Source organism: Kitasatospora sp. NPDC091335, assembly GCF_044757205.1.
Taxonomy (GTDB): Bacteria; Actinomycetota; Actinomycetes; order Streptomycetales; family Streptomycetaceae; genus Kitasatospora.
In genome coordinates, this window is sequence record NZ_JBIVUM010000002.1 from 254898 (window position 1) to 280676 (window position 25779).

The window sequence follows — 25779 nt, forward strand, 5'->3', positions numbered from 1 at the left end:
CCGACGATCGATAAACTAGCCGGGCGACAAGTAAGTGAGCCGCCGCGCGGCGCGACGCTCCGTCCGCAACACCTCCGGGAGACCCCCCTCATGTCACAGTCCAAGACCGCCGGTCCGGTGCCGGAGGACAAGACGGCCGAGGAGGAGCAACCGCGGTCACCGCGCGAGATCCGCCTCGTGATGGTCGGCCTGGTCGTCACCATGCTGCTGGCCATGCTCGACAACCTGATCGTCGGCACCGCGATGCCGACCATCGTCGGCGACCTCGGCGGTGCCGAGCACCTGTCCTGGGTGGTCACCTCGTACACCCTGGCCACCGCCGCCTCCACCCCGATCTGGGGCAAGCTCGGCGACATGTACGGCCGCAAGGGCACCTTCCTCACCTCGATCGTGATCTTCCTGGTGGGTTCGGCGCTGTCCGGCCTGTCGCAGAACATGAACGAGCTGATCGGCTTCCGCGCCGTACAGGGCCTGGGCGCCGGCGGTCTGATGGTCGGCGTCATGTCGATCATGGGCGCGCTCGTCCCGCCGCGCGACCGCGGCAAGTACCAGGGCATGTTCGCCGCGGTGATGGCCCTCGCCACCATCGGCGGCCCGCTCGTCGGCGGCTTCATCACCGACCACCTGAGCTGGCACTGGACCTTCTACATCAACCTGCCGCTCGGCGTGGTCGCGCTCGCCGTGGTCGTCGTCACGCTGAAGCTGCCGAAGGTCCGCAGCACCGCCAAGATCGACTACCTGGGCGCCGTCCTGCTCACCACGGGCATCACCTCGCTGGTGCTGATCACCACCTGGGGCGGCCAGCAGTACGCCTGGGGCTCCAAGGAGATCCTCGGCCTGGCCGCGCTCGCCGCCGCCTCGCTGATCGCCTTCTGCTACGTGGAGCAGCGGGTCGAGGAGCCGATGCTCCCGCTGGGCCTGTTCCGGAACCTGAACTTCACCCTGGTCTCGATCATCGGCTTCATCGTCGGCTTCGTGATGTTCGGCTCGACCGTCTTCCTGCCGCTGTACCAGCAGATCGTCCAGGGCGCCTCGGCCACCAACTCCGGCCTGCTGCTGATGCCGATGATGTTCGGCATGCTGGTGATCTCGCTGGTGGTCGGCCAGGCCGTCACCAAGACCGGCAAGTACCGGATCTACCCGATCATCGGCACCATCGTGATGACCGTCGGCCTGTTCCTGCTCTCCACCATGGGCACCGGGACCAGCGGCTTCACCTCGGCCTGCTGGATGGTCGTGCTGGGCGCCGGCATGGGCTTCCTGATGCAGATCACCATGCTCGTCGCGCAGAACAGCGTCGAGCTCAAGGACATGGGCGTGGCCAGCTCCACCGCCACCCTGTTCCGCACCATCGGCGGGTCCTTCGGTGTCGCGCTGTTCGGCGCGCTGTTCAACAACCGGGTGACCGACACCATGAAGGAGCGGCTCGGCGAGCAGGCCGTCGCCGGCGGCGGCGTGCAGGACCCGGGCCAGATGAGCCCGGTCGAGCTGCGCAAGCTGGATCCGGCCATCCAGGACGCCTACCACCACGCGGTGTCCAACGGCATGCACACCGTCTTCCTGTGGGGCGTCGGCGTGGCCGTGATCGGGATCGCCGCGGCGGTGTTCCTGCGCGAGGTGCCGCTGCGGGGGACCGGCAAGGACGAGAAGCCGGCCGAGTCCTCGCTGGAGGCTGCGGCCGTCTGACGGTCCCGCTCCGCACGGTGCCCCCGGGAGGTCCTCCTCCCGGGGGCACCGTCGTTCCCGGGGGCACCGTCGTTCCCGGGGGCACCGTCGTTCCCGGGGGCGCCGTCGTTCCCGGGGGCGCCGTCGGGCTGCGCTGAGGGCAGGTCGCTGCCGCGGGGCCGGCTACTGGGGCAGCCGGTAGACGCCCTGCTCGACCGGCTCGACCAGACCGTCCGCCACCAGCCCGTCCAGCGCCCTGGCCCGCTGCACCGCGTCCGGCCAGACCGCGTCCAGCCGGGCCTGCGGCACCGTCCCGTGCGCCTCGCGCAGCACCGCGAGCAGCTTGCCGCGCACCTGGCGGTCCGTCCCCTCGTAGGTCTGTCCGCGCCGGGCCGGGCCCTCGTACGGCGGACGGCCGGCCCGCTGCCAGGCGCAGCCGGTGAACAGCGGGCAGTCCCCGCACTCCGGGCCGCGCGCGGTGCAGACCAGTGCGCCCAGCTCCATCACGCCGACCGCCCAGGTGGCGGCCGTCTCGGCGTCGTCGGGCAGCAGCGCGGTGGCGGTGCGGCGCTCGGCGGCGGTGGTGGCCTGGGCCGGGTACTCGACGCCGGTCACCGCGCGGGCGAAGACCCGGCGGACGTTGGTGTCCAGCACCACGTGCCGCCGGCGGAAGGCGAAGGAGGCCACGGCGGCGGCGGTGTACTCCCCCACCCCGGGCAGCGAGAGCAGGGTGGCGTGGTCGTCCGGGACTTCGCCGTCGTGTTCCTCGGTGATCGCCACCGCGGCCGCGTGCAAGCGCAGCGCCCGGCGCGGGTAGCCCAGCCGGCCCCACATCCGGACCGCCTCGCCGGGCGCGTCGGCGGCGAGGTCGGCCGGGGTCGGCCAGCGGGTGAGCCAGGCCTCCCAGGCGGGCAGCACCCGCTTGACCGGGGTCTGCTGGAGCATGAACTCGCTCACCACGACCGCCCAGGGCGTCGCGTCCGGGGCCCGCCAGGGCAGGTCGCGCTTGCTCGCCTCGTACCAGTCCAGGACGGTCGAGTGGAACAGCGGCAGGGGCATCGGCAGCCGGTCGGCGTCGGCGGCGGTGGTGGTGGTGGTGATGGCAGTCATGGCCCTTCGATCCTCCCATGCCCGCCGTCCTGGCCGAAGTGGATCAGATCGCTCCGGATTCTCCGGGCGACTCCGGAAATCGTCCGATTGGGGCTCGCTCGAACGGGTCAAATGGCGGATCATGTGAAGGAAGGGGTGACTGTGCGGTGTTGATGAGTCAATCGCCACACCCAGTCTCGTAGAGTTTGGTCGTGCCTTCTCTGCGTCAACCCGTCGGACCACTGCCGGCCTCGATCTACTGGCGTCGGCGCATCGTCGTGCTCGTCGCCGGGGCGGCGGTGGTCGCCCTGATCGCCTGGCTGATGATCGATCAGGGCGGGGGCGGTGACGGCGGCTCACAGAGCAAGGCCGCCCAGGCCGTTCCGTCCCAGAGCCAGAGCCAGACCCCGGCCCAGGCCATCACGCCGGGTGCCTCCCCGAGCGGCCCGGCGGCGCGTCCGGGTGCCGGTACCGGCACCGGGGGCGGCCCGGTGGCGGGTGGCGGCGGCACCGAGGTCAACCTCAGCGGCGGCACCGGCACCGGCGGAGCCAACCCGGCCCCCGGGGGCGGCGCCGCGCCGGCGACCGGCGGCGGCACCGGTGGCGGTGCGGGCGGCTCGGGCGGCGGCGTGCCGGTGGTGAACACCACCGAGATCATGGCGCTGCCGGTCTGCGCCTCCTCGCAGGTGGCGCTGGAGCTGGCCGGCACCCAGAACTCGTACCAGCCCAAGGACAAGCCGCGGCTGGCCCTGACGGTCAAGAACTCCTCCGGCACCAACTGCCGGGTGGACCTGGGCCGCACCGCCTCCGTGATCACGGTGAGCGGCAGCAGCAACGACCGGGTCTGGTCCTCCGGCGACTGCCCGGCCGACAAGGGCAGCATCTGGGTGCAGCTCGGCGCCAACGGCAGCCAGACCGAGACCTTCACCTGGGACCGCAGCCGCAGCAAGCCGCAGTGCGCGACCGCTGACCAGACGCCGCCGGCGAGCGGCACCTACGTGGTGCTCGCGGAGCTCACCGGGCTCTCCGGGGACAAGGTCTCGGCGCGCGCCTCGATCCGGCTGGACAGCTGAGAACCGGTCACCTTCCTTCGGAGCCCCCGGCCGCCACGGCCGGGGGCTCCTCCTCGTACGGGCGCGTACGGGCGCGGACGAGGCGGCGACGGGGCGTGGCCGAGGGGCGGCCCTGGGCGCGGCCGGGGCTCGGCGCGGACGTGTGACAGCCCCCGGGGAAACGTTTCCCCGGGGGCCGTCACAGCCGTTCGGGCGACCGTCGCCGCCGCGCGTCCGGTCAGACGTAGCGCTCCAGGATGGACGACTCGGCGAGGCGGGACAGGCCCTCGCGGACCGAGCGGGCACGGGTCTCGCCGACGCCCTCGACCGTCTGGAGGTCGTCGATGCTGGCCGCGAGCAGCTTCTGGAGGCCGCCGAAGTGCTCGACCAGGCGCTCTATCACCGTGTTGGGCAGGCGCGGGATCTTCGCCAGCAGGCGGTAGCCGCGCGGCGAGACGGCGGAGTCCAGCGACTCCGGCGAACCCGAGTAGCCGAGCGCCTTGGCGACCGTCTGGAGGTCCAGTAGCTCGGCGTGGGTGAGCGCCTCCAGGTCGGCCAGCACCTCGGTGACCGTCCGGCCCTTCTTGGCGGCCCGCTCGGGGAAGTAGTCCCGGGCGACCAGCTCGCGCTCCGGCTCCACGCCCGCGATCAGCTCGTCCAGCTGGAGCGAGAGCAGCCGGCCGTCGATGCCGAGCTCCAGCACGTAGCCGGCGATCTCGGTGGCGATCAGCCGGACCATCTCCAGGCGCTGGGCCACGGCGGTGACGTCCCGGACCGTCACCAGGTCCTCGATCTCCAGCGCGGAGAGCGTGCCGGCCACCTCGTCCAGGCGCAGCTTGTAGCGCTCCAGGGTGGCCAGCGCCTGGTTGGCGCGGGACAGCACGGTGGTGGAGTCCTCCAGCACCCGGCGGGTGCCGTTGACGTACATCGCGATCAGCCGCATCGAGTGCGAGACCGCGACCACCGGGTAGCCGGTCTGCCGGTTGACCCGCTCGGCGGTGCGGTGGCGGGTGCCGGTCTCGTCGGTGGGGATGGTCGAGTCCGGCATCAGGTGCACGCCGGCCCGGACGATCTTGGTGATGTCCTTGTCGAGCACCACCGCGCCGTCGAGCTTGCACAGCTCGCGCAGCCGGGTGGCGCTGAACTCGACGTCCAGGACGAAGCCGCCGGTGCACAGGGTCTCGACGGTCTTGTCGAAGCCCAGCACGATCAGACCGCCGGTGTTGGCCCGCAGGACCCGCTCCAGGCCGTCACGAAGCGCGGTGCCGGGCGCGATGGCGGTGAGGGAGGCCCGCAGCAGGGCCTCCTCGCGGGAGGCCTTGTCCGCCCCCCGGTCGCTGGCTGCCACGTGACTCCTCCGGTCGACCCCGTGCCGCGCCTCGCGCCGTGCGCCGGTCCGCGGTCTGTTGCTCTGTCGCTCAGTACCGCTCGGTACTGCCTTCTGGCCAATGAGACTGGGGAAAGTCTAACTGTGTGTGGCTTCGGCAGGGCTTGGGTCAGCGCAGTTCGTCGGAGTCGAGCGGCTCCCAGCCCTCCATCAGCTCCTCGGGGTGCGCCGCCGGGCGGTCCGCGCCCCGGGCGGAGCGGGGGGCCGGCGGCGCCGACGGTGCCTCACCGCGGGCCTCGGGGCGCGGCTTGGCGGCGGAGCGGCGGCGGCCCGGGATGGCCCGCAGCGCCTCGCCGATGTCGGCCACCTCGACCACCTTCATGCCCGGCGGCACCTTGCCCGGGTCCGGCGGGACCAGGGCGTGGGTGAAGCCCAGCCGGTGCGCCTCGGCGAGCCGGCGCTGCACACCCGTCACCCGCCGCACCTCGCCCGCCAGACCGACCTCGCCGATCGCCACCAGGTTGCTGGGCAGTGGGGTGTCGGTGGAGGAGCTGGCCACCGCGAGCGCCACCGCGAGGTCCGCGGAGGGCTCGGACAGCTTCACCCCGCCGACCGTCGCGGTGTAGATGTCCTGCTTGCCGAGCTTCACCCCGCCGTGCCGCTCGACCACCGCCAGGATCATCGCGATCCGGGGGGACTCCAGCCCCGAGGTGGTGCGGCGCGGGGAGGGGATCTGCGAATCCACCATCAGCGCCTGCACCTCGGCCACCAGCGGGCGCTTGCCCTCCAGGGTGACGGTGAGGCAGGTGCCGGGGACGGGCTTGTCACGCCTGGTCAGGAACAGGCCGGACGGGTCGGCCAGACCGACGATGCCCTCGTCGTGCAGCTCGAAGCAGCCCACCTCGTCGGTGGCGCCGTAGCGGTTCTTGACCCCGCGGATGAGGCGCAGCCTGGCGTGCCGGTCGCCCTCGAAGCTGAGCACCACGTCCACCAGGTGCTCCAGCAGGCGCGGGCCGGCGATCTGGCCGTCCTTGGTGACGTGGCCGACCAGCAGGGTGGCCATGCCGCGCTCCTTGGACGCCCGGATCAGCGCGCCCGCCACCTCGCGGACCTGGGCCGGGCCGCCGGGGGCGCCGTCCAGCTCGGCCGAGGCGATGGTCTGCACCGAGTCCAGGATCAGCAGGCCGGGGTTGACCGCCTCGATGTGCCCGAGCACCGCGCCGAGGTCGGACTCGGCGGCGAGGTAGAGGTGTTCGGAGAGGGCGTTGATCCGGTCCGCGCGCAGCCGGACCTGGCCGGCCGACTCCTCGCCGGTGACGTAGAGCGTGCGGTGCTGCGCGGTGGCCGCCTTGGCCGCGACGTCCAGCAGCAGGGTGGACTTGCCGACGCCGGGCTCGCCGGCCAGCAGCACCACCGCGCCGGGCACCAGGCCGCCGCCGAGCACCCTGTCCAGCTCCGGCACGCCCGTCGAGCGGGCCGTCGCGACCTGGCCGTCCACCTGGGCGATCGGGCGGGCGGGCGCGCTGACCGGGCCGGCGGCCGTGGTGCGGATCGGCACCGCGCCGTACTCCTCGACCGTGCCCCAGGCGTTGCACTCCGGGCAGCGGCCGACCCACTTGGGCAGCTGGTTGCCGCACTCGGTACAGCGGTACGCCGGGCGCGGCTTGGCGGTGGTCTTGGAACGCGGAGGCATGCGGCCCACCGTAGCGCCTGGGTGTGACAGCGGCGGTCCGCCGCCGGGCACGCCGCGCATCCACACAGATGGGCGATGTTGTTACCCGAAAGAAGTACATACGCGCTGAATGGTCGGGGTCAGCCGTCCGCGGTCTCTACCGTCGGACGGGTGACGAGGAGAACTGTTGGACCGGACGGGCCGGGCGGGGCGGACGGACCGGCCGGGGCGCGGGCCGCGGCCGTGCTCGCGGCGTACGACCGACAGGTGGACGGCCTGTTCACCTACTGCCTCTCGGTGCTGTGCGAGCACGACGCGGCCGCCGACGCCCTGCGCGAGGTCCGCGAGCTGGCGCGGCGGCACGCCGACCGGCTGGCCGAGCCCGGGCTGCTGCGGGCCTGGCTGTTCTCGCTGGCCAGGTACGCCTGCCTGCGGCGGCTCGCGGACGGGGGCCCGGGCGTGACCGGGGCCGGGCAGGCGGCCGGCCCGGAACCGGGCGAGGCCGAGGCGGCCCGGCGGCGGCGCGAGCTGTCCTCGCTCGCCTGGCCGGAGGCTGCCGGGACCGACCCGGAGCAGCGCGAGGCCCTGGAGCTGTCCGCCCGGCACCGGCTGACCCCGCTGGAGGTGGCGGCGGTGCTGGGCCTGCCGTTCGACCGGACCCGCGAGCTGCTGGCCGGGGCCGAGGCCGAGGTGGCCAGGACCAGGGCGGCGCTGCTGGTGCTCGGCGTGGGCAGTTGCCCGGAACTGGACCGGCTCGGCGGGGCCGGGGCGGAGTCCTGGCGGGACTGGGTGCTCGGCCCGGCGCTGCGGCGGGAGCTGGTGCAGCACGTGGTGGACTGCCCGAGCTGCCGGGGGACGGCGGAGCGGGTGGCCGCGAGCGAGGCGGCGGAGCGGGCCGCGGGGCTGTCGGGGCTGGCGGTGCCGGCTGCTCCGGCGGGCGTGGGGGCGGGGGCGGGGGCGGGGGCGGCCGACGGTACGGCGGGCTCGGCGGCGGGTGCTCCGGTGGCGGGTGCTCGGGTGGCGGCTTCTCGGACGTCGGTTTCTCGGACGTCGGTTTCTCGGGTGGCCGAGCCGGGGTTGCGGTTCGACCAGGGCGGCTTCCCCCGGCACCGGGCGCCGGACGCGGGGCGCGGGCTGGCGGTGCGCCGGCGGGTGGTGACCACCGGGGTGCTCGCGGCCGTACTGGCGGCGCCGGTGATCGCGCTCTGGGCCGGGCACCGGGGCGGTGGCGGGTCAGGGTCGGCGGCCTCGGTGTCGGCGGTGCGGGTGGACGAGGCCGGACGGCCGGCCGGGCAGCGGCCGAGGCCCCCGGTGGGCGGCCCGGTGGGGCCGGGTTCGACCGGCATGCCGGGGATGGAGCTGGCGGGGGCCGGGCCCGGCCGGGGCATGGGTGGTTCCGGTAGCGGCGGTGCAGAAACGTTGCATCCCGGGTTTCCGCGACTGACCTTCGAGGGCGCGCTGGTACCCGTCCCGGCGCACGGCGCGGCCCCGCTCGGCAGCCCCGCCCTGGTCGCCGCGCCCGCCCCCGTGGTCGACCAGACCTCCACACCGGGCCCGGGCGAACCCGCCCCGGCCGGACTGCTCACCGTCGAGGCCCGCGAGTACGGCAACCGGACCGTCCTCACCCTCACCGACTCCGGCGGCACGGAGATTCGCTGGCGCGCGGTGACGGACGCCGGCTGGCTCCGGCTCAGCCGCGACGCCGGCACCCTGGCGCCAGGCCAGCGGATCACCGTCATCGTCACGGTGGACGAAGACCAGGCGCCGACGACGCACTGGACGGCCCGGATCGCGCTGCCGCCCTCGCAGGCGGTGGTCACCCTGGAGGGCGGGCCGCACAACCGCGGCGGGTCCGCCTCCTCCCCGGCCGACCCCTCGCCGGCCTCGACGGCCTCGTCGGCCTCGACGCCGGTGCCGACGGGGTCCGCCACCGCGTCACCGCACCCGACGGCCACCGCGACGCCTTCCCCGTCGGACACGCCCACGTCGCCGGCCTCGCCGTCCGGCTCGCCGCCGGGCTCCCCCTCCCCCTCGGGCACGGCCACGGCGACGCCGGGTCCGGACGCCTCGCCGCAGCCGACGAGCCCGGCGACGGCGTCCTCACCGGGTCGGTAGCAGTCCGCGCAACGCTGCCACCCGGCTGGCACCTCAGGCCTGTTGGGAGCAGGACAGGGCGCGTGAGAAGTCGACCCGGCCGACTTCTCACGCACGACGGCAGTAAGACCGTCACGTCCGACGGATCGGCGGGACCCGGTGGCCGCCCACCGACACGAAGGACTCGGAACAGCAGCAGCCGGCACAACACCGCCTCAAGCCTGCTCGGAACAGGACAGCACGCACGAGAAGTCGACCCGGCCGACTTCTCACGCACGACGGCAGTAAGGCCGTCACGTCCGATGGATCGGCGGGACCCGGTAGCTGCCCTCCAGGACGGAGGGCTTGGGCCGGTAGATGCGGAGGATGGGGCGGAACTCGCCGGGTGGGGTGGGGAGCCAGTTGGCGGCGGCGGCCGGGTCCTCGGGCCGGTCGTGCTGGAGGGTCAGGGTGAGGGAGCCGTCGTCGCCGCGGACCAGCCCGGGGGTGCGGTCGCCGATCGAGTAGCGGTCGATCGGGTTCTCCACCAGGTAGTAGTCCGGGACGGAGTACATCGTGACGGACCAGAACGCCTCTGCCGGGGGCGGCTGGTCGAAGCGCAGGGTGTAGCTGTTGGCGCCGGTGAGGGGGCGGCCGTCGGAGTCGTCGTAGGTCATCGCGTACGAGGCCTCGTACGCGTGGTTGCCCCAGAGGCCGGCCCGGGCGGCGGCGGCCCGGCTGAGGTAGGCGGCGCGGCGGTCGGGGATGCGCCACTCGGGGTCGTCCAGGGTGCCGGGGCCCAGGTGGTCGGTGTTGTAGTCGAAGAGGTGGAGCGCGCCGCGCCACTCGCCGGGCGGGTGGTCCTCCGGCGGGCGGGTGGCGTCCTCGACCCGTTCCCGGCCGGCGGCCAGGCCCTTGGCGAGTGCCAGCGTCCATTCGGGGGCGGCCGCCCGGTACGGCGAGGCGCCGTCGTCCAGCAGGCCGAGCGGGGCGAAGCGGCGCTGGTACTCGATGTCCGCCGTGGCGGGCGGGAAGGCCTGCATCCAGACCCGCAGGCGCTCGAAGAAGGCCAGCCGCTCGGGCACGTCCCCGTCCGGCTCGGGCAGTCCGGCGACCAGGCCCCCGGGCTCCAGCGGCGCCAGTTCCAGGGCGGTCCGCAGGGCCCTGACCCGGGGCAGGTCGTCCGGGCCGGCGCAGGCGAAGCGGCCGACGACGGTGCCGACGGTGGTCGGCAGCTCGATCACCCGGTCCCGGTCGGCCGGGGTGCCGTGCCAGCCCGGCGGGACGATCAGCCAGGTCTGCGCACCGGTGCCGGTGGCGCGGCTGCCGAGGTAGGCGACGTTGTCCGTCCAGGCGTCGATGAACTGCACCACGTAGTAGGCGCCGGCGGTGTCGGGGACGCTCAGCACCTGCGGGCCTTCGGAGAGGTCCAGCTGGGCGATCGAGTAGATCGTGTCGTTGTTGACCGAGACGAAGTCGTCGGCCGGGCCGGCCAGCCGGGTGGCGTGGCTGAAGTGGTTGAACGGCGCCGCCGGCAGGGTGCCCATGCCGCCCCTGGTGAAGCGCTCGACCATGGTGAGGCCGGCGACCAGCGGGTAGCCGTACACGTACGCGTCGGCGGCCAGGGCCTCCAGCTCGGGCTGGTTCATCGGGGGTCCTTCGGACGGGGGAAGGGGCGGTCGGGGCGGGTCCGGTCAGCGCGGGCCGAGCGGCGGGAGCGGCCGGCGGCCGTCCGGGGCGGTGCCGGCCGGGGCGGTGTCGGCCCCGGCCTCCGCGGCGGGCAGCCCGTGGAGGTCGAGCGCGGCGCCGGCGGCCTGGCGCAGGAAGTCCGCACCGATCTGCTCCCGGGTGCCGGACAGCCCGGTGCGTCCGCGCAGTTCCGCGGTGGCGCGCTCCAGCCGGGCCCGGCCGTCGGCGAGGCCGCGTCCGATCTCGGCGCGCACCTCCAGGGGGAGGGCGGCGGGCTCGAACTCGCCACGGCCGTCGACGCCGAGGTCGGTGAGGCGGCCGCGCAGTCCGGTTTCGGCGGACGGCAGCGGGACGGGGCCGTCCAGCGGGAAGAAGCCGAGCAGGAAGTCGAGGAAGGAGAGGAACTCGACGGTGTCCGTCACCTCCTCGCGCCAGACCGGCCAGACCGGCTCCGGGGCGGGTGCCGGCGCGGGTGTCCCGGCGTACTCGTGCAGCGGGCGCAGTCGGTACCGCTCCTGGAGGGCGGCGGTCCCGGCGGGGGTGGTCCCGGTGAGGCGGGTGCGGCCCAGGATGCCGACCAGCCGGGTGGCGGTGCGGATCACGCCGCTGATGCCGGGCGGGGGCTCGCCGTGCCAGTCGGGGCCGGCCACCAGGTGGTCGCCGGACCCCGGGCCGGTGGTCCCGGTGCCGATGAACCCGGCGTACACGGTGTCGAGTTCGTGCACCAGGAGGACGTGGTGACGGTCCCCGGCGGGCACCGAGACCACCCAGGGCTCGGTGCGCAGGTCCAGCCAGGCGCGGGAGTCCAGGGTGTCCCCGGGCTCGTCACCGCCTGGCGCGCCACCCTTGCCGCTGCCGGGCGCGGACGGCCGCGGCTGGTGGCGGAAGACGCCGAAGCCGCCGACGTACCCCGGGTCCGCGTCGTCCAGGGCCTGGGCGTACAGGGCGCGGTAGTTCCGCAGCAGCGGGTAGCCGCGGATCCAGGCCTCGGCCGCGGTGGCGCGGACGGTGGTCGGGTCCACGAGTGCCGGATTGACCATGCTGTCGCTCTCCCACCGCGGGCCGCTCGGATCGACGTGTCGCTCGGATCGGTACACCTGGGATGCTAGGCGGGGCCGGGTGGGGCGGCACGTCGGACCGGCGGCCGTACGGCGTCTGGTCGTCCGCCCTCTGCTGAGCGCGAAGCTGGACGTACGGGCGGGGCGGCGGCGGGAGACTCGGCGGTATGAAGATCCTCCTGCTTGGGGGCTCGTCCTTCCTCGGACGGGCCTACGCTGCCGAGGCCCTCGCCCGGGGCCATCGGGTGACCACCTTCAACCGCGGCCACAGCGCCGCCGACCTGCCCGGCGTCGAGGCCGTCCGGGGCGACCGCGACCGGGCCGGAGACCTCGCCCGGCTGGTCGACGGCCGCAGCTGGGACGCCGTCGTCGACACCTCGGCCCAGCAGCCCGCCCAGGCCGCGCTCAGCGCACGGCTGCTGGGCGGGCGGGCCGGCCACTACACCTTCGTCTCCTCCGTGCACGCCTTCGCCGACTGGCCCGCCCGGGTGATCGACGAGGACTCCGTACGACACCTCTGTCCCGCCGACACCCCGCCCGGCCAGCCGGCCGCTACCGCCCTGAAGGCCGGCTGCGAGCGCGCCGTGCTGGCGGGGTTCGGCGCCGAGCGCACGCTGCTGCTGAACAGCGGGCTGCTCGCCGGGCCGTACGAGTACGGCGGCCGGCTGCCCTGGTGGCTGGAGCGGATGGCGCGCGGCGGGCGGGTGCTCGCCCCGGGAGATCCGCAGCGGACCATGCAGGTGATCGACGTCCGGGACTTCGCCGGCTTCGGACTGGACCTGCTGACGGCCGGGACGACGGGGCGGTTCGTCACCACGGCGCCGCCCGGGCGGCTGCGCTTCGGTGAGTGGCTGGAGACCTGCCGGCAGGTGGCGGGCGCCGCGGACACCGAACTGGTCCCGGTCCCGGACGGGCCGCTGCTCGCCGAGGGTCCTGACCAGGTCGCCCCGTGGACCGAACTGCCCTTCTGGGCACCGGATCTGCCCGAGATGGCGGGCACCTGGCTGGCCGACACCAGCCGGGCCGAGGCGGCCGGGCTGCGCTGCCGGCCGTTCGCCGAGACGGCGCGGGACACCTGGGAGTGGCTGCGGACGCGGGGGCCGGCCGGGGACACCGACGCCGAGGGGCGCAAGGGACGGCCGGAGGCCCCGGTACGGCAGGGCATCGAACCCGCCAAGGAGCGGCGGCTGTTGGCCGCGTTCGGCTGAGGGCGGGGCCGGCTCGGGCGCCGGGAGCGGGAGGCCGGGCCGGCCTCCCGCTCCCGGGGACACCCACCGGCGCACCACCGGGGACGTTCGACACGGGCGGCCCGCTCAGTGGGTACGGCGGGTGACCAGCTCGGCGAGCGCCAGCAGTTCGTCGGCCGCGGCCGGCTCCGGTACCGCGACGGCCAGCTGCGCCATCGCCGTGGCCATCCGCTCGCAGGACTCGCCCTGCGCCCAGCCGCGCCCGCCGGCCGCCTCGACGGCCGCCGCGCACTGCGCCAACTCCTCCGGGCTCAGCGGGCGTTCCAGCACGTACAGCTCGGCCAGCCGCGAGCCCTCGGCGGTGCCGGAGCCCAGTGCCGCGACCACCGGCAGCGACTTCTTCCGGGCGACCAGGTCCGCGCCGACCGGCTTGCCGGTCACCGCCGGGTCCCCCCAGATCCCGATCAGGTCGTCGATCAGCTGGAACGCCAGGCCGATCTCCCGGCCGAAGCCGTCCAGCGCCTGCGCCGCCTCCTCGGACGCACCCCCGTACAGGGCGCCCATCGCACAGGCGGCGCCGAGCAGGGCGCCGGTCTTGGCCTCCGCCATCGCCAGGCACTCGGGCAGCGAGACGTCGTTGCGCTGCTCGAAGGCGCAGTCGATCTGCTGGCCCTCGCAGAGCTCGACCACGCAGTCGGCGAGCCGGCGGATCGAGCCGTGGGCGGCCGGGAGGGTGTCCTCGGCGAGCAGGCGCAGCGCGAGGGAGTGCATGGCGTCCCCGGCCAGGATGGCCTCGGTGGTGCCGAACACCCGCCAGGCGGTGGGCCGGTGGCGCCGGGTCTCGTCCCGGTCGATGACGTCGTCGTGGAGCAGGGTGAAGTTGTGCACCAGCTCCACGGCGGCGGCCGCGGCGACGGCCTCGTCGGGTTTGCCGCCCAGGGCCTGGGTGGCGGCGAGGACCATGGCCGGCCGGATCGCCTTGCCGGCGGGGGCCTCGGCGGGGGTGCCGTCCGCCTCCCACCAGCCGAAGTGGTAGCCGGACACCTTGCGCATGGTGCCGGGCAGCGAGTCGACGGCGGCCCGCAGGACCGGGTCGACGAGGGCTCGGGTCCTGGCGAGGATGTCCGCCGCCTCGTGCCCCTCTTTGTGGTCCCGCTCCAGCGTGGGACTCGTCATTGGGTGTTTCCCCCTGTCGGGCGCCTGTCGTGGGACGGCCCGCCGTCGGCGGGCCGGGGTTGCGCTGCGGGGCCGGCCGCGGGCGCACGCCGCCCGGGCCGCGCCTCGGGCCGTGTCCGTACGGGCGGGCGCTGCGCCGCGGGCTCTGCGCGTACGGGCTCTGCGCGTACGGGCTCTGCGCGTACGGGCGGGCGTGCCCGGACGCGCCGGGGCGCGCCGTCCGCCCGGGGCCCGTCGGGCTGCCCAGGGCGGACGCATCGCTCCGCGTCCGGCCCCGCCGACCGTCAGTACTGCGCGATGTCCACGTTCTCCAGGACGCCGACCGCGTCCGGCACCAGGATCGCGGCGGAGTAGTAGGCGCTCACCAGGTAGGAAATGATGGCCTTGTCGTCGATTCCCATGAACCGCACCGAAAGGCTCGGCTGGTATTCGTCCGGGATTCCGGTCTGGTGCAGGCCGATGACACCCTGGTTGTCCTCGCCCGTGCGCAGCGCGATGATCGAGCTGGTGCTCCCGACGATCGGGATCTTGTTGCACGGGAAGACCGGCACCCCGCGCCAGGACGTGATCTGCCTGCCCTCGACCTCGACCGTGCCCGGGTTGAGGCCGCGCTTGTTGAGCTCCCGGCCGAAGGCGGCGATGGCCCTCGGGTGGGCCAGGAACATCTTGGTGCCGCGGCGGCGGCTGAGCAGCTCGTCCATGTCGTCCGGGGTGGGCGGACCGGAGTGGGTCTGGAAGCGCTGGTCGTACGCGGCGTTCTCCAGCAGGCCGAACTCGGGGTTGTTGACGAGCTCGTGCTCCTGGCGCTCGCGCAGCGCCTCGATGGTCAGCCGGAGCTGGTGCTCGGTCTGGTTCATCGGCTGGTTGTAGAGGTCGGCGACCCGGGAGTGCACCTTGAGGATCGTCTGCGCGACGCTCAGCTCGTACTCGCGCGGCTTCAGCTCGTAGTCCACGAAGGCGCCGGGCAGCTCGTACTCGCCCAGGTGGCCGGCGGAGAGGTCGATCGCGGCCTCGCCGTGCTTGTTCTGCGCCTGCTGGAAGCCGTTCAGGTACTCGATGACCTGGAGCTGGAGCGCCTCGGAGCGGTCGTGCAGCTCCTGGAAGGCGGGCCAGGTCAGCGACAGGACGGTGCCGGCGGTCGCGGCGCGGACGGTGTACGGCCAGTCGCCGCCGTCCTGCCGGACCGCCTCGTCGCCGAGGTGGTCGCCGTCGGCAAGGGTGCCGACCACCGTCTCCTCGCCGTACTTGCCGGTGCCCAGCCGGTCGAGCTTGCCGTGCGCGATCAGGAAGACCTCGGTGATCGGCGACCCGGCCTGGACCAGGACGTCGCCCGGGTTGAAGTCCCGCTGCACGAAGCGCGAGGCCAACTCCTCCAGCACGGCCTCGTCCTGGAAGCCGCGCAGCACCGGCACCTCGGCCAGCGTCGGCGGGACGATCCGCACCTCGGCACCGGTCTTGACGAAACTCACCCGGCCCCGGCCGACCGCGTAGCGCAGGCGCCGGTTCACCCGGTAGGTACCGGCGGACACCTGCACCCAGGGCAGCTTCCTGAGCAGCCAGCGCGGGCTGATGCCCTGCATCTGCGGTGCGGACTTCGTGGTCGTCGCGAGGTTCCGCGCGCCCGCCGTGCTCAGACTCTGCTGCTGCCGGATCTCCGACTGCGCACCTGGCGCAGGAACACCGGCATTGGTTTCGGTCGACATGAGGGGGGCCCTTCGCATATCCCGATGAAGTGTCGCCTTGCACATGCGTGTTGCAGCTTCATGGTGGGCCCATTCGCGGGTGACCCGCAATCACTCGTTCGAGTGGTTCGGAATGGTCGAACAAATAGTACGAATAGATCACCCGATCGAAATCGTTCGACTATCCATTCGAACATATCGGCGTGCCGCGCCCCATCCTCCCCCATCGACGCCCCGCCCAGCGCCACCTCCCGGCCCGAGCCGCACGTGGCGCCCTGCCGTCCGGCCCGTTCGAACGGGCCGCTAGGGTGTCCTGACGCTTCGTCAACTCACCGCCCGGGAGGGCCGCATGAGTGCACCCGTACGTGTCTGGCTCAACCGCACCTACGCCGAGAACGTCTTCTTCGTCGAACAACTGCGCGCCGCCCCGCGCCCGGTGGTGGTCCACGCGACCCACGGCGACCCGGACTCCCCCGTGCTCGCCGCCGCCGACCACGGCACCGCGGAGCCGGCCGACCTGCCCGCGGACCGCTACGTCGGCTACGCGCTGGACTACTGCGCCCGGCACTCCATAGACGTCTTCGTCCCCCAGCTGCACCAGCTCGCCATCGCCCTGGCCCGGCCGGAGTTCGAGGCGATCGGCACCGCGCTGCTCTGCCCGCCCGCCACCGCGGTGGCGGCCTTCACCAGCAAGGCGGACGGCTACGCGGCGATCGCCGGCGCCGGACTGCCCACCCCGCCCTGGTGGCGGGTGCGCACCCCCGGCGAGCTGTGGGACGCCGTCGGGCGGATCGAGGGCGGCGGGCACACCGCCTGCCTCAAGCCCGTCGCGGGCGCCGGCGGTACCGGCTTCCGGGTGCTCACCCGGAAGCCGTACGGCGCACACCGGCTGGCCGGCTGGGACCACCGGGTGCAGGTCGACCAGGTGGCCGCGGCGCTGGACGAAGGCGGCCCGGACGGCGAGCCGGTGGACCTGCTGGTGATGCCGTACCTGGACGGGCCCGAGGTCTCGGTGGACTGCCTGGCCGACCGGGACGGCACCCCGCTCACCGCGGTCGGCCGCACCAAGGACGGCCGCCGCCGGGGCTTCACCACCGAGGAGTGCTACCTGGAGCCGGTCCGGCGGCTGGTCCGGTCGACCGGGATGGCGTACCTGTCCAACGTGCAGTTCCGCCGCTTCGACGGCCGGCCGGTGGTCATCGACGTCAACACCCGCCCCGCCGCCGGACTCCACCAGCTGCGGCTGTGCGGCCTCAACCTGCCCTGGGACGCCGTCCGGCTGGCACTCGGCGAACGGCCGACGGGCGCGGGGGCGGCGCCGGACGTGCGCGGCATCGAGTACACGCTGGTGTCCGGCATCCAGCCGGTGCTGCCGCGCCGGGCACCGGGGCGGGTGTCGCTGGTCCGGGCGCTGCACCGGTGAGCGGCCCCGGGGCCGGGACCGGGACGGCTCACCTCCCGGCGGACACCCACGGCCTCGCGGACACCCGCCGCCCCGTCGCGCGGCGGCGGGCCGTTCCCGTCAGAGCGGGCCGTCCCAGTCGAGGGTCGGCTCCAGCACGCCCTCCAGGGTGAGCAGCCAGCGCTTCACCTCGATCCCGACCCGGCCGCCGCCGAAGCCGCCGATCCCGTCCGCCGCCACCACCCGGTGGCAGGGCACCAGCAGTGGAACGGGGTTGGCGGCCATCATCTGCCCGACCGTGCGGGCGGCCAGCCCGGGCTCCGTGATGTCCTCGAACACCCCACTGCGGGCGGCCAGTTCGCCGTAGGTGATGGTCCGGCCGTACGGCACCTCGCGCCAGAGCGTCTCCAGCACGGCGCGGTGCGGTCCCGAGCTCAGGCTCCAGTCGATCGGCAGGCCCAACTCGCGGGTGCGGCCCGCCAGGTAGGCGCCGATCCGCTCGGTGACCGCCCTGATCTTCGGCTCGTCGGTGCACGGCGGGGTCCCGCCCTCGCGCCGGACGTAACCGGCCGAGGCGACGCCGAGCGGGGTCACCGCGACCTCCATCGGGCCGCTGGGCAGCGGCGTCGGCACGGTCAGCCAGGACATCGACCAGGACTGCGGCACGCTCGGACCCCCACCCTCCGCCGGACCGGACGCCGGCCACGCCGGCACCCGGAGGACGTCCCCGCCCCGCGCGCCATCGTACGGCGGGCGGCCGGTGGCACGGGCGGCTCCGGCGCGATCGTCCGGCGGGGGGCCGGCGGCACGCGGGGCTCCGGTCAGAGCTGTCCCTTCAGCCCGCGGGCGAGCGACGCGCACCAGTGCACCAGCTCACCGCGGTCCGGGGCGCGGCCCTCGCAGAGCACGGCCAGCTGTGCGTCGTTGATCCGGTTCGGCCCCGGGATCTCCAACAGGTACGCCAGTTCCGCCAGCACGGTGGCGAGCCGCTCCGCGTCCGCGTGGTCCAGGGCGACCGCGGACTCGTGATGGCTGATGGTGAGCGAACCGGGCATGATCGGCCTCCTCCGTCTCCCCCGCCCTCCACGGTACGACCGGGTCGGCCGCCCCGCCCGCCGCGGAGACGCGCGTGCGCGGGTGGGGCAGCCTTTCGCGCTCCGGGGCCGGCCGGGCGCGGTGCGCGGGGGCCGGGGGTGCGCCCCGAAGCCGTCCGAGGGGTCGGTCAGCTGTCCGGGCCCTCTTCCCAGCGGCGGTTCCGTACCGCCGGTGCGGCCAACACTACGGCCCCGGCGGCCAGTTGCCAGACCGACCCGAGCAGCAGCACGCGGCCTGCACCCAGCCGGCCGGCCAGCGGACCGGCCGCCGCCAGCCCGAGCGGGCCGAGCGCGAAGGCACCCAGCGTGCCGAAGGCCGTCATCCGGCCCAGCAGTTCCACCGGCACCCACTTCTGCGTGGTGGTGCTGTAGAGCGTCCCGCAGACCGCCGATCCGGCCCCGGCCACCAGCGCGGCGACGGCCACCCAGGGCAGTGCCGCCCCGGCCGCGAGCGCCCCGGAGGGCAGCGCCCAGCCCAGCGCGGCCGCGGACGCCACCGCGAGCGGACGGCCGGGTGCCCGGCCGAGCATCAGCAGGCCGCCCAGCACCGCGCCGGCCCCGTACACACCCATCACCAGGCCCCAGGCACGGGCGCCGCCGAGGTCCCGCTGGGCGATGAGCGGGCCGAGCACCAGGAAGGGGGCCCAGACCAGCAGGTTGAACAGGCCCATCTGCGCGGTGGTGATCCACAGCCACGGGCGGGAGACGAACTCCGACCAGCCGGCCCGCACGTCCCGGATCATCGACACCTCACCGGCCGCCGCCCGTACCGGCAGTCGCAGCCCGGCCAGGGCGAAGGCGCCGACGCCGTACGTCACCGCGTCGGCCAGCAGCACCGTCGCCGGGCCCCAGGCGGCGGTCACCAGTCCGGCGGCGGCGGGGCCGACCACGGTGGACACCGAGCGGGCCAGCCCCAGCAGGGTGTTGGCGTCCGCCATCAGCTCCTTGCGGCGCACCAGGCCGGGCACGACCGCGCCGAAGGCCGGCATGAACAGCCCCTCGCCGACTCCCCAGACCGCCACCAGCGCGACCATCGCCCAGACCGGCGCGCGGCCGGTGGCCAGCAGCACGGCGAACAGTGCCTGGACCACGCCGCGCAGCAGGTCCGAGCCCAGCATCACCCGGCGGCTGCCGAGCCGGTCGGCGATCACCCCGCCGGCCAGCAGCACCAGCACCACGGGGAGGATCCGGGCCGCCATCACCCACCCCAGGCCGGTGCCGCCGCCCCCGCCGTCGAGCACCGCGAAGGCGACCGCGACCGGCGCCATCGAGGAACCGACGAGGGAGGTGGTGTACCCGACGAAGAACCACGTGAACTCGCGCTCGCCGAACACGGCGAGACGGTCTCCCAGGCGCCTTCGGGAGGCCGGGATCCGTTCTGTCTGCACTGCCATGGGCAGCAGTCTGCGAGCACCCGCACGTGCGAATCAAGGGTTTCCGGAGGGAATCTTGAGTCTTTTGGCATCAACTTTGGCGATGCGCTTGAATGCCGCAGTAAATGACCCACGAAATCCACTCCCACCTGCCATTTACTGCGCCTTTCGAATATCCTGACACGGCATTGGAGTCGATGGTTTACTGCGGAAGAGGGCGATCGTGACAGAGCTGCCCCCGGTCGAGTACAGCCTCGCCGTCGAGCGCTACCTGGCCGACTCCGGGCTCACCGAAGGCTCCCGGCGGATCTACCGGATCGCACTGAGCACCTGGGCCTGGGCACTCGCCGACCGGCCCGCCCCCACCGGCCCCGAACGGCGGCGCGCCCGGCCGCCCGTCCTGCCGCTCGCCCTGCTCGACCACCCGGACGCCGCCGCCCGGCTCCGCACCGCCCTCACCCGGCGCGGCGCGGACGCCGACCCGCGCACCCTCAACCGGGAACTCTCCACCCTGCGCGCGGCGGCGGCCTGGTGGCGCGCCCAGGGCTGGATCGACGGCGACCCGACCACCGGGCTGCGCCCCCTTCCACTGCCCGAACCGGCCGAGGCCGCCGCCCCATTGGCCGAGGACGGGCTACACGCCCTGTTCGCCCTGCGCGCACCACTGCGTGAGCAGACCCTGTGGCACCTGCTGCACGAGTCCGGCGCCGCGATCGAAGCCGCCCTCGCCCTGGACGCCGACCACCTCGATCTCCCCCGCCGCCGCACCCGCCCCGGCCACACCCCCCTGCACTGGCGGTCCGGTACCGCCCGCCTGCTCCCCCTCCTCATCGCCGGCCGCGCGAGTGGCCCGCTCTTCCTCACCGACCGCCGCGCCCCCGCCGGTACCCCCGCCGCCGACCGCTGCCCGCACACCGGTCGCGCCCGGCTCTCCTACCGCCGCGCCGCCGAACTCTTCACCGCCCACACCCGGGAGCTCGGGGAGGGATGGACGCTGCGGCGGCTACGACCGGGGCGGTAGCAACAAAGCGGCGGCCCCGGCCTGGAGCCGGAACCGCCGCGTCAACGCTCGTGGGAGTCAGCCGAGTTCTGCCGCGAAGCCGACGAACGCGGACCACTCGCTCGGGGAGAACCGGAACTGCGGGCCCTCCTTGTCCTTCGAGTCCCGCACGTGCACCGAGCCGGGGCCGTGGGCCACCTCGACGCAGTCAGGCCCCTCGTTCGTGCTGTAGCTGCTCTTGAACCACTCCAGCCCCGCAGGGCGGTCGACAGAAGGCTTGATCGTCATGTCTCTCCCAGAAGCTTCTCGATGAACGCCATCGACTCCCGAGGCGTGAGCGCCTGCGCTCGGATGATCCCATACCTGATCTCAAGCGGGTGAACTTCTTTCCGCTCCGCGATCACGCGGCCGACCTGCTGCACTTCCACGTGCGCCACCGTTACGCAGCCGATGGACAGCCGTGACACGACCGGCCGAGGACCGCGACACGGCCCTCCTACCGTCATCCACGACGCCCCGGCCGCACCGGCCGGAGAGCGTCCGCGACGAGGACGTACGCGTCCGGCGCCGACGACGTACGTCCCCCGACGCCACCACGCCCGGCCCCGCGAAGGGCACCGCGGACCGTACCGCGACCCGCACCGCGGGCCGGCGTCCACCACGTACCGACCGATGCAGATGGAGACACCCCGTATGAGCAGGAGCCGTACCCACTACTCGCCCACCCGCCGCGTCCTGGCCGCCTGCGCCCTGACCGGCGCCGCGCTGCTGGCCACCGTCACCGGCGGGCAGGCCTGGGCCGACGGCGTGCCGAAGCCGGCCGCCCCGAGCGTCGCCGCCCCCGACGCCCCGCGCGCCGAGGCGCCGAGGACCGCCACGCCCACCCCGGCCGCCCCTTCGGCCGGGGCCACGGCGACCGCCACCCCCACCCCGCAGGCCCCGTCGGCCCCGAAGGTCGACACCCCGCCGGCCCCCAACGGCCAGCCGCAGGTCCGTGAGGTGCCCAAGGGCGCCGCGCAGGCCGGTGACGGCTCCGGCGCCTCCGACGGTTCCGGCCTGATGCTCGCCGGCGGCGGAGCCGTCGCGGCCGTCGGCGCCGCGGCCCTGGGCTTCGCCGTCCTGCGCCGCCGCTCCGGTGCGCGCGGCTGACACCGGTCCCGAGTCCGCCGGGCACCCCGGCGCCGCTTCCCCGAACCCGGCCAGTCGGGGAAGCGGCGCCGGGGCCGTCCCGGTGGCGGGGACCGACATCCACCGACGCCCCCGGGGGCACGGGCGGGGGCGCCGACGCGCCGCCCGGCCGGGCCCCGGCCCGCTGCGCCGCACCGCCTTCGGCACCGCGGGCCTGCTCTGCCTGGTGCTCGGCACCTCGCTCGCACTGTCCGGCCGGGAGACCCCGGTGGTGCGGGTCGAGACCTCCGGGCACGGCTCCGACGCCCCCGCCGCCGGTCCGGCCGCGACGGGCACGACGGGCACGGGCACAGGCACGGGCACGACGGCGCCCACCGCCCCGAAGCCGTACCCGGCCTCGCCGCCGACCCGGCTGCTGGTCCCCTCCGTCGGGGTGGACGCACCGGTGAGCGCACTCGGCCTGAACCCCGACGGCACGGTCGAGGTGCCGCCGGCCGACCGGGGCGACGAGGTCGGCTGGTACCGCAACGGCCCCACCCCCGGCGAGACCGGCCCCGCCGTACTCATCGGGCACTACGACACCCTGCACGGCCCCGCCGTCTTCAAACAGCTGCCGAAACTGCGGCCCGGCGAACTGATCCGGATCCGGCGCGCGGACGGCAGCACCGTGGACTTCAAGGTCCGTACGCTGCTCCAGGCCGACAAGGGCCGCTTCCCGACCGAGGAGGTGTACGGCGACACGCCCGCGCCCGCGCTCCGGCTGATCACCTGCGGCGGGCGGATCGGCTCGGACGGCCACTGGACGGACAACATCATCGTGCTGGCGGACCCGGCCTGACGGCCGGTGCGGCCCGCGGTTCCGTACGGGACGCCCCGCCGGGAGTTCCGTACGGAACCGCGGGCCGCACACCGTGCGACCTACCACCAGGGCGGCAACGGGGGCGACCGACACATCGCCGCATCGCCCCGCAGACCAGGAGGACGAGCACCGACCGTGGCAGCAACAGCACCACCACCCCGCCGCCGACGGCCGGGCGCCGTCCCGGTGCTCGCCCTGGCCGGACTGATCGTCCTCGCCGGCCTCGCCGCCCTCGCCATCGGCCCGTCCACGCCCGGCGGCCTGCGCGACCAGGGCCCGGCCCAGGCCGTCACACCGCCGCCGGAACGCCGCCTGCTCTGGTCCCAGCTGCCCGCCTCCCCGGCGCCCACCACGCCCGAGGCGGGCAGCGCCACCCAGGAGCCGCCGAAGCCGGTCCCCGACCTGACCGTCCCCGGGCGCGACATCACCGCGGTCGACGTCCACGCCGTCCTCGCCAAGGACCCCGCGGTCGGCCCCGAGGAGCGCCAGGCGCTCGGCTCCTGCACGGGGTGCGAGGTCCGCACCCCCGAGTTCCGCGACCTCACCGGGGACGGACAGCCCGAGCTGATCACCGCCGTCACCACTCCCGGGCGGACCGTGCTGCACGTCTACGCCCTCGCCGAGGACCGCCTGCTGCCCCTCCTCCAGGTACAGGTCCAGCCGGCGTTCAGCGCCGCGACCATCGGCTCCGAGCTGTGGCTGTACGAGCTGACCAGCGCCTACGTGCGGACCACCAGTCACTACGTGTGGGACGGGAGCAGGCTCCTCCTGAAGGACCGCAAGGACGAGGGCGCCGCCCTGCCCCCGCCCACCGGCGGCGAGTCCGGCCGGCCGGCCACCACCACGGCCGAGCCCGAGCCGCCGCGCCCCGGCGCGGACGTGCCCAAGGCGCTCGTCCCCACCGCCGTCCCCACCCCGCGCACCGCCCGGCCCTCCGCCGGGCCGCCTGCCGGGCCGTCCGTCCCCGCCGTGCAACCGGAAGCGAAGCGATGACCCCCGCAGCCACCCCCGCCCACCCGCACATCCTCCTGGTCGAGGACGACGAGGTGATCCGCGAGGCCACCCGGATGGCCCTGGAGCGCTACGGCTTCCCGGTCACCACGGCCGCCGACGGCCTGGAGGGGCTGGAGGCCTTCCAGGCCGTCCGGCCCGACCTGCTCCTGCTGGACGTCATGCTGCCGCTGCTCGACGGGGTCGGCCTCTGCCGCCGGATCCGGGAGGAGAGCCAGCTGCCGATCCTGATGATGTCCGCCAGGACCGACCCGGTGGACGTGGTCTCCGGGCTGGAGGCCGGGGCGGACGACTACGTGGTCAAGCCCTTCGAGAGCGCCGTCCTGGTCGCCCGGATCCGTACGGTGCTTCGCCGCGTCCGGGTCGTCCCCCCGCCGCCGGAGGCACCCCCGGCCCCTTCCGTCCCCCCTGCGCCCCTTGCCGTTTCCGCCTCTCCCGCTCCTCCCGCTCCGTCCACCGCCGTGCGCGACTTCGACGGCCTCCGGGTGGACACCGACAGCATGGAGGTCAGGGTGGACGGCCGCCTCGCCCCGCTCACCCCCACCGAGTTGCGGCTGCTGCTGGAGTTCACCGCCGCGCCCGGCATCGTGCTGGAGCGCTCCACCCTGCTGGAACGCGTCTGGGACTACGAGTGGGGCGCCGACACCCGGGTCGTCGACGTCCACGTGCAGCGGCTGCGCGCCAAGATCGGCTCCGGCCGGATCGAGACCGTCCGCGGCTTCGGCTACAAGCTGCGGCGCCCGGCATGACCCTGCGCCGCCAGATCGCCACCGCCGTCGCCGCCATCGCCGTCCTGGTCGCGGTGGCCGTCGGTCTGCTGGTCCACCAGGCGATGATCCGTCAGCACGTCGACCAGGCCCGCTCGGCCACCCTGTCCGCCCTCGAATCCGCGCTGATCGACTACGGCGCTGGCGGCAAGCCGGCCGACCGGGGCGCCGCCCTGGACGACCCGGCCCTGCCCGACCGGCTGCGCGCCCTCGCCGACGGCAGCCGGCGCGGCACTCTGCTCGCGGGCACCGGGAAGGACGAGTCGATGTGGGCGGCGGGCCCGGTGCAGGGCGGGGTGCTGTCCGTCCGGGTGGGCTTCGCCCAGGACCGGCAGGCCATCGCCGACCTGGACCGGATCATCCTGCTCACCGTCGTCGCCTCGGTCTTCACCACCGTGCTGGCCGGCGTGCTCGTCGCCGACCGGATCAGCCGCCGGCTGCGCACCGCGGCCACCGCCGCCCGGGGCATCGCCGCCGGCGGGACGGACACCAGGATCGGCGAACTCGTCGACGGCAAGGACGAGGTGGCCGACCTCGCCGCCGCCGTCGACCTGATGTCCCGCACCCTGCACCGCCGGCTGGAGGACGAACAGCGCTTCACCGCGGACGTCGCCCACGAACTGCGCACCCCGCTCACCGGCCTGGTCACCGCCGCCGAACTGCTGCCGCCGGGACGGCCCACCCAGCTCGTGCAGAACCGGGTCCAGGCGCTGCGCGGGCTGGTCGAGGACCTGCTGGAGGTCTCCCGTCTGGACGCGGACGCCGAGGCCCCCGACCTCTCCGCCGTACCGCTGGAACGCGCCGTGCGCCGTACCGTCACCCTCACCGGACTGGACGTCACCGTCGAGGTCGCCGCCGGGGTCGCCGACCGGCAGGTGCGCACCGACCTGCGCCGGCTGGACCGCATCCTCGGCAACCTGATCCTCAACGCCCACCGCCACGGCGCCGGGCCGGTCCACCTGCGCGTCGACGGCCTGCGGATCACCGTCCGCGACCACGGCCCCGGCTACCCCGAGGACCTCCTCAGCCACGGCCCGCAGCGCTTCCGCACCAACGCCCCCGAACGCGGCCGCGGTCACGGCCTCGGCCTCACCATCGCCACCGGCCACACCCGCGTCATCGGCGCCACCCTCACCTTCGCCAACCACCCCGCGGGCGGCGCCCTGGCCACCCTCGTCCTGCCCCCGGACTGAACGCCCGGACGCGGCCGCCGGGCCCGGGCGACGCAGCCCGCCGGGCCGCCCGGCCCCGACGCCCCACCCCCACCAGCGCCGAAGGACCGGCCCGACACCCGTCGACCCGGCCCTTCGTGCCGCTGAGCCCCCTGTCGGGTTCGAACCGACGACCCCCGCTTTACAAGAGCGGTGCTCTGGCCAGCTGAGCTAAGGAGGCACGGTGGCCGTCCGCGATGGATCACGGCGGCACCGGGGGGCAGTCTACCGGGCCGGGGTGGCGCGATGGTGGGATATCCAGGG

The 25779-nt window shown here is 74.7% G+C and carries 22 protein-coding genes, 1 tRNA gene and 1 pseudogene; 11 read left to right on the forward strand and 13 right to left on the reverse strand.

Features of this window, described 5'->3' with window-relative positions; genetic code table 11:
• Positions 1-90 precede the first annotated feature (90 nt).
• Positions 91-1686 carry an MDR family MFS transporter gene (locus ACIQOW_RS06015; RefSeq protein WP_401080198.1) on the forward strand — a complete coding sequence of 532 codons (1596 nt, stop codon included), beginning with the start codon at positions 91-93 and terminating at the stop codon, positions 1684-1686.
• Between the two features lie 162 nt (positions 1687-1848).
• Here ACIQOW_RS06015 and ACIQOW_RS06020 read toward each other — a convergent pair whose 3' ends face one another.
• Positions 1849-2724: an A/G-specific adenine glycosylase gene (locus ACIQOW_RS06020; protein WP_401081323.1), complete on the reverse strand. Its 876-nt coding sequence runs from the start codon at positions 2722-2724 to the stop codon at positions 1849-1851.
• Between the two features lie 242 nt (positions 2725-2966).
• On the opposite strand from ACIQOW_RS06020, the gene ACIQOW_RS06025 reads away from it, so the two are divergent.
• Positions 2967-3827, forward strand: a complete 861-nt coding sequence (locus tag ACIQOW_RS06025) for a hypothetical protein (RefSeq protein WP_401080200.1) — start codon at positions 2967-2969, stop codon at positions 3825-3827.
• A 217-nt stretch (positions 3828-4044) separates the two neighbouring features.
• Here the strand turns inward: ACIQOW_RS06025 and disA are convergent, their stop codons facing one another.
• Together disA and radA are read right to left on the reverse strand one after the other, a co-directional pair.
• On the reverse strand, positions 4045-5103 hold the full coding sequence (gene disA, locus ACIQOW_RS06030) for a DNA integrity scanning diadenylate cyclase DisA (RefSeq protein ID WP_401081326.1): 1059 nt from the start codon (positions 5101-5103) through the stop codon (positions 4045-4047).
• Positions 5104-5302: 199 nt separating this feature from the next.
• A complete protein-coding gene (gene radA, locus ACIQOW_RS06035; RefSeq protein WP_401080202.1) occupies positions 5303-6826 on the reverse strand; it encodes a DNA repair protein RadA in 1524 nt (507 codons plus the stop codon).
• Between the two features lie 150 nt (positions 6827-6976).
• On the opposite strand from radA, the gene ACIQOW_RS06040 reads away from it, so the two are divergent.
• Entirely contained in the window at positions 6977-8920 is a 1944-nt protein-coding gene (locus ACIQOW_RS06040; protein WP_401080204.1) for a sigma-70 family RNA polymerase sigma factor, read from the forward strand.
• A 272-nt stretch (positions 8921-9192) separates the two neighbouring features.
• Here the strand turns inward: ACIQOW_RS06040 and ACIQOW_RS06045 are convergent, their stop codons facing one another.
• A complete protein-coding gene (locus ACIQOW_RS06045; RefSeq protein WP_401080206.1) occupies positions 9193-10527 on the reverse strand; it encodes a DUF1254 domain-containing protein in 1335 nt (444 codons plus the stop codon).
• A gap of 45 nt (positions 10528-10572) precedes the next feature.
• On the reverse strand, positions 10573-11607 hold the full coding sequence (locus tag ACIQOW_RS06050) for a DUF1254 domain-containing protein (protein WP_401080208.1): 1035 nt from the start codon (positions 11605-11607) through the stop codon (positions 10573-10575).
• A 185-nt stretch (positions 11608-11792) separates the two neighbouring features.
• Between ACIQOW_RS06050 and ACIQOW_RS06055 the strand changes: the two genes are divergently transcribed.
• Positions 11793-12833, forward strand: coding sequence for an NAD-dependent epimerase/dehydratase family protein (locus tag ACIQOW_RS06055; RefSeq protein ID WP_401080210.1), 1041 nt, complete (start codon positions 11793-11795; stop codon positions 12831-12833).
• 105 nt (positions 12834-12938) lie between these two features.
• Here ACIQOW_RS06055 and ACIQOW_RS06060 read toward each other — a convergent pair whose 3' ends face one another.
• Both ACIQOW_RS06060 and ACIQOW_RS06065 read right to left on the reverse strand, forming a co-directional pair.
• Positions 12939-13988: a family 2 encapsulin nanocompartment cargo protein polyprenyl transferase gene (locus ACIQOW_RS06060; protein WP_401080212.1), complete on the reverse strand. Its 1050-nt coding sequence runs from the start codon at positions 13986-13988 to the stop codon at positions 12939-12941.
• A gap of 284 nt (positions 13989-14272) precedes the next feature.
• Complete coding sequence (locus tag ACIQOW_RS06065; RefSeq protein ID WP_401080214.1) at positions 14273-15691, reverse strand: family 2B encapsulin nanocompartment shell protein; 1419 nt, start codon at positions 15689-15691, stop codon at positions 14273-14275.
• A 328-nt stretch (positions 15692-16019) separates the two neighbouring features.
• Between ACIQOW_RS06065 and ACIQOW_RS06070 the strand changes: the two genes are divergently transcribed.
• Positions 16020-17093 (forward strand): ATP-grasp domain-containing protein, encoded by a 1074-nt coding sequence (locus ACIQOW_RS06070; protein WP_401080216.1) that lies wholly within the window; start codon positions 16020-16022, stop codon positions 17091-17093.
• A 99-nt stretch (positions 17094-17192) separates the two neighbouring features.
• Here ACIQOW_RS06070 and ACIQOW_RS06075 read toward each other — a convergent pair whose 3' ends face one another.
• The 3 genes from ACIQOW_RS06075 to ACIQOW_RS06085 all read right to left on the reverse strand — a co-directional run bounded on the left by ACIQOW_RS06075 (position 17193) and on the right by ACIQOW_RS06085 (position 19560).
• Entirely contained in the window at positions 17193-17738 is a 546-nt protein-coding gene (locus tag ACIQOW_RS06075) for a methylated-DNA--[protein]-cysteine S-methyltransferase (RefSeq protein ID WP_401080218.1), read from the reverse strand.
• 155 nt (positions 17739-17893) lie between these two features.
• Complete coding sequence (locus ACIQOW_RS06080; protein WP_188296214.1) at positions 17894-18127, reverse strand: hypothetical protein; 234 nt, start codon at positions 18125-18127, stop codon at positions 17894-17896.
• A gap of 167 nt (positions 18128-18294) precedes the next feature.
• Positions 18295-19560: an MFS transporter gene (locus tag ACIQOW_RS06085; protein ID WP_401080221.1), complete on the reverse strand. Its 1266-nt coding sequence runs from the start codon at positions 19558-19560 to the stop codon at positions 18295-18297.
• A 202-nt stretch (positions 19561-19762) separates the two neighbouring features.
• On the opposite strand from ACIQOW_RS06085, the gene ACIQOW_RS06090 reads away from it, so the two are divergent.
• Positions 19763-20560, forward strand: coding sequence for a hypothetical protein (locus ACIQOW_RS06090; protein WP_401080223.1), 798 nt, complete (start codon positions 19763-19765; stop codon positions 20558-20560).
• A gap of 57 nt (positions 20561-20617) precedes the next feature.
• Here ACIQOW_RS06090 and ACIQOW_RS06095 read toward each other — a convergent pair whose 3' ends face one another.
• The gene (locus tag ACIQOW_RS06095) at positions 20618-20827 is read right to left on the reverse strand and encodes a DUF397 domain-containing protein (RefSeq protein ID WP_401080225.1); all 210 of its coding nucleotides are present in this window, start codon (positions 20825-20827) and stop codon (positions 20618-20620) included.
• Positions 20824-20979 (reverse strand): annotated as a pseudogene (locus ACIQOW_RS06100) (transcriptional regulator); the annotation flags it as partial. The pseudogene ACIQOW_RS06100 and the gene ACIQOW_RS06095, both read right to left, overlap by 4 nt.
• Before the next feature lie 253 nt (positions 20980-21232).
• On the opposite strand from ACIQOW_RS06100, the gene ACIQOW_RS06105 reads away from it, so the two are divergent.
• The 5 genes from ACIQOW_RS06105 (at position 21233) to ACIQOW_RS06125 (ending at position 25497) form a co-directional block, all read left to right on the forward strand.
• Entirely contained in the window at positions 21233-21688 is a 456-nt protein-coding gene (locus ACIQOW_RS06105; RefSeq protein ID WP_401080227.1) for a hypothetical protein, read from the forward strand.
• A gap of 82 nt (positions 21689-21770) precedes the next feature.
• Positions 21771-22505, forward strand: a complete 735-nt coding sequence (locus tag ACIQOW_RS06110) for a class F sortase (protein WP_401080229.1) — start codon at positions 21771-21773, stop codon at positions 22503-22505.
• Between the two features lie 156 nt (positions 22506-22661).
• Entirely contained in the window at positions 22662-23519 is an 858-nt protein-coding gene (locus ACIQOW_RS06115) for a hypothetical protein (protein WP_401080231.1), read from the forward strand.
• The gene (cseB, locus tag ACIQOW_RS06120) at positions 23516-24286 is read left to right on the forward strand and encodes a two-component system response regulator CseB (RefSeq protein ID WP_401080233.1); all 771 of its coding nucleotides are present in this window, start codon (positions 23516-23518) and stop codon (positions 24284-24286) included. Before ACIQOW_RS06115 ends, cseB begins: the two co-directional genes overlap by 4 nt.
• The gene (locus ACIQOW_RS06125; protein WP_401080235.1) at positions 24283-25497 is read left to right on the forward strand and encodes a sensor histidine kinase; all 1215 of its coding nucleotides are present in this window, start codon (positions 24283-24285) and stop codon (positions 25495-25497) included. Before cseB ends, ACIQOW_RS06125 begins: the two co-directional genes overlap by 4 nt.
• Positions 25498-25622: 125 nt before the next feature.
• On the opposite strand, the gene ACIQOW_RS06130 is transcribed toward ACIQOW_RS06125, so the two are convergent.
• A tRNA-Thr gene (locus ACIQOW_RS06130) sits at positions 25623-25696 on the reverse strand.
• Positions 25697-25779 lie beyond the last annotated feature (83 nt).

What these genes read in the sequence shown, in the direction of transcription:
- ACIQOW_RS06050 (WP_401080208.1), bottom strand. Translation starts at nt 11,607, where the DNA reads ATGGTCAATCCGGCACTCGTGGACCCGACCACCGTCCGCGCCACCGCG.
- ACIQOW_RS06055 (WP_401080210.1), top strand. Translation starts at nt 11,793, where the DNA reads ATGAAGATCCTCCTGCTTGGGGGCTCGTCCTTCCTCGGACGGGCCTAC.
- ACIQOW_RS06020 (WP_401081323.1), bottom strand. Translation starts at nt 2,724, where the DNA reads ATGCCCCTGCCGCTGTTCCACTCGACCGTCCTGGACTGGTACGAGGCG.
- cseB (WP_401080233.1), top strand. Translation starts at nt 23,516, where the DNA reads ATGACCCCCGCAGCCACCCCCGCCCACCCGCACATCCTCCTGGTCGAG.
- ACIQOW_RS06125 (WP_401080235.1), top strand. Translation starts at nt 24,283, where the DNA reads ATGACCCTGCGCCGCCAGATCGCCACCGCCGTCGCCGCCATCGCCGTC.
- radA (WP_401080202.1), bottom strand. Translation starts at nt 6,826, where the DNA reads ATGCCTCCGCGTTCCAAGACCACCGCCAAGCCGCGCCCGGCGTACCGC.
- ACIQOW_RS06015 (WP_401080198.1), top strand. Translation starts at nt 91, where the DNA reads ATGTCACAGTCCAAGACCGCCGGTCCGGTGCCGGAGGACAAGACGGCC.
- ACIQOW_RS06095 (WP_401080225.1), bottom strand. Translation starts at nt 20,827, where the DNA reads ATGACGATCAAGCCTTCTGTCGACCGCCCTGCGGGGCTGGAGTGGTTC.
- ACIQOW_RS06105 (WP_401080227.1), top strand. Translation starts at nt 21,233, where the DNA reads ATGAGCAGGAGCCGTACCCACTACTCGCCCACCCGCCGCGTCCTGGCC.
- ACIQOW_RS06080 (WP_188296214.1), bottom strand. Translation starts at nt 18,127, where the DNA reads ATGCCCGGTTCGCTCACCATCAGCCATCACGAGTCCGCGGTCGCCCTG.
- ACIQOW_RS06060 (WP_401080212.1), bottom strand. Translation starts at nt 13,988, where the DNA reads ATGACGAGTCCCACGCTGGAGCGGGACCACAAAGAGGGGCACGAGGCG.
- ACIQOW_RS06070 (WP_401080216.1), top strand. Translation starts at nt 16,020, where the DNA reads ATGAGTGCACCCGTACGTGTCTGGCTCAACCGCACCTACGCCGAGAAC.
- ACIQOW_RS06085 (WP_401080221.1), bottom strand. Translation starts at nt 19,560, where the DNA reads ATGGCAGTGCAGACAGAACGGATCCCGGCCTCCCGAAGGCGCCTGGGA.
- ACIQOW_RS06045 (WP_401080206.1), bottom strand. Translation starts at nt 10,527, where the DNA reads ATGAACCAGCCCGAGCTGGAGGCCCTGGCCGCCGACGCGTACGTGTAC.
- ACIQOW_RS06065 (WP_401080214.1), bottom strand. Translation starts at nt 15,691, where the DNA reads ATGTCGACCGAAACCAATGCCGGTGTTCCTGCGCCAGGTGCGCAGTCG.